The sequence below is a fragment of the Nocardioides dubius genome, from assembly GCF_039528155.1.
GTDB classification, from domain to species: domain Bacteria; phylum Actinomycetota; class Actinomycetes; order Propionibacteriales; family Nocardioidaceae; genus Nocardioides; species Nocardioides dubius.
On record NZ_BAAALG010000011.1, the window covers coordinates 128,324 to 130,517 of the forward strand.

At 70.6% G+C, this 2,194-nt stretch carries 2 protein-coding genes; both read right to left on the bottom strand.

The window, feature by feature from the left end; all coding sequences use genetic code 11:
* Positions 1 to 116: 116 nt before the first annotated feature.
* Complete coding sequence (gene glmM, locus ABD151_RS13650; protein ID WP_343995262.1) at positions 117 to 1,466, bottom strand: phosphoglucosamine mutase; 1,350 nt, start codon at positions 1,464 to 1,466, stop codon at positions 117 to 119.
* Between the two features lie 124 nt (positions 1,467 to 1,590).
* A complete protein-coding gene (gene rpsI, locus ABD151_RS13655; protein ID WP_343995264.1) occupies positions 1,591 to 2,100 on the bottom strand; it encodes a 30S ribosomal protein S9 in 510 nt (169 codons plus the stop codon).
* Between the last annotated feature and the right edge of the window lie 94 nt (positions 2,101 to 2,194).

Genomic DNA, 2,194 nt, shown 5'->3' on the forward strand with positions numbered 1-2,194 from the left:
TGCCAGGCGTCCATCTGCTCCCGGTCGAACGGGTCGACCTCCACGATCTCCACGCCGCCAGGCTAGGCAATCGCGGGGTCGTGACGCCACGGGTTTTCACCCGGGCGAGCGGCGCGTCAGCCCAGTGCGAGCCGCTCCCGCACCACGGTGGCGAGACGCTGGGCGACCTCGTCGGCGTGCTCCGCCGAGGCGGCCTCGACCATCACCCGGACCAGCGGCTCGGTGCCTGAGGGGCGCAGCAGCACCCGGCCCGTGTCGCCCAGCTCCGTCTCGGCCTCGGCGACCGCGGCCAGCAGGCCCTCGTCGTCGACGGCACGGGCCTTGTCGACGCCACGGACGTTGACCAGCACCTGCGGGAGCCGGGTCATCACCGCGGCCAGCTCCTTGAGCGACTGGCCGGTGGTCGCCATCCGCTCCAACAGGTGCAGGGCGGTCAGCACGCCGTCGCCGGTGGTGGCGAAGTCGCTCATGATCACGTGGCCGGACTGCTCGCCGCCGAGGTTGTGCCCCTGCTCGCGCATCGCCTCGAGCACGTAGCGGTCGCCGACCTTGGTCTGCAGCACCTCGATCCCGGCAGCGCGCATCGCCTGCACGAAGCCGAGGTTGCTCATCACCGTGGCGACCACGGTGTCGTGGGCCAGGCGGCCCGAGTCCTTGAGCGAGCCGGCCAGGATGGCGAGGATCTGGTCGCCGTCGACGACCGTTCCCTCCGCATCGACCGCCAGGCAGCGGTCGGCGTCACCGTCGAAGGCGAAGCCCACGGCGGCGCCGTCCTTGAGCACGGCCGCCTGGAGGTCCTCCAGGTGGGTGGAGCCGCACTGCTCGTTGATGTTCAGCCCATCGGGCTGGGCGTGGATCGCGGTGACGTCGGCACCGGCACCGCGCACCGCGCGTGGGCCGACCTCGCTGGCGGCGCCCTCCGCGCAGTCGAGCACCACGCGGATGCCGGCCAGCGGCTTGTTCGTGGTGCCGATCAGGTGCGCGACGTACTCGTCGGCGGCAGTGTGGTGGGTGTGCACCCGGCCCACCTGCGCACCGGTCGGGCGCTCCCAGGGCTCGCCGAGGCGGGCCTCGATGGCGTCCTCGATGACGTCGTCGAGCTTGGTGCCGCCCCGCGCCAGGAACTTGATCCCGTTGTCGGGCATGGCGTTGTGCGAGGCACTGATCATGACGCCGAGGTCGGCGCCGAGGGCGTCGGTCAGATAGGCGACGCCGGGGGTCGGCAGAACGCCGAGAAGGGCTACGTCGACCCCTGCGGAGAGAAGGCCCGCAACGACCGCCGCCTCCAGGAACTGCCCGGAGACCCGGGTGTCCCGGCCGACGACGGCGAGGGGCCGGTGGCCTGCGAACTCGCCACGCTCGGCGAGTACATGGGCTGCTGCAACGGAAAGGTCCAGGGCCAGCTCAGCGGTGAGAACACCGTTGGCCAGGCCCCGGACCCCGTCCGTGCCGAAAACTCGGTTCATTGCTGCAACTTTCTGGGACGCGCGCCGGAGCGCCTCGCAAGGCGAAGCTGCGAAGGCGACCTTGAAGCGGAGCGGGTCGTCGAGCAGCGACAACGCCGCGAGGCGCCCGGCACGCGTGCCAGGATCAGCGCTTGCTGAACTGCGGAGCCTTACGGGCCTTCTTGAGACCAGCCTTCTTGCGCTCGATGACGCGAGCGTCACGGGTGAGCAGGCCGGCCTTCTTCAGACCCGGGCGGTTGGCCTCGACGTCGACGGCGTTCAGCGCGCGGGCGACGCCCAGACGCAGAGCACCGGCCTGGCCGGTGATGCCGCCGCCGTGGATGCGGGCGATGACGTCGAAGCGACCCTCGACCTGCGCCACCACGAAGGGCTCGTTGACAACCTGCTGGTGCAGCTTGTTCGGGAAGTAGGAGTCCAGCTCGCGGCCGTTCAGGGTCCACTTGCCGGTACCCGGGACGATCCGCACACGAGCAACGGCCTCCTTGCGACGGCCGGTGGCCGAGGCGGGGGCGATGGTGGCGGGGCGCAGCGGAGCGTCAGCCGAGGGCGCACTCTCCGAGCTGTAGGCGACGCCGTCCTCGTTGACCTCGTAGGTCTCCTCGACCTCGGTCGCGTTCACGTTCGACTCAGTCACGATTTCCTGATCCTTCTGCGATTACTGGGAGATCTGCTTGATCTCGAACGGCGTGGCCTTCTGGGCCGTGTGCGGGTGCTCGGGGCCCGAGTAG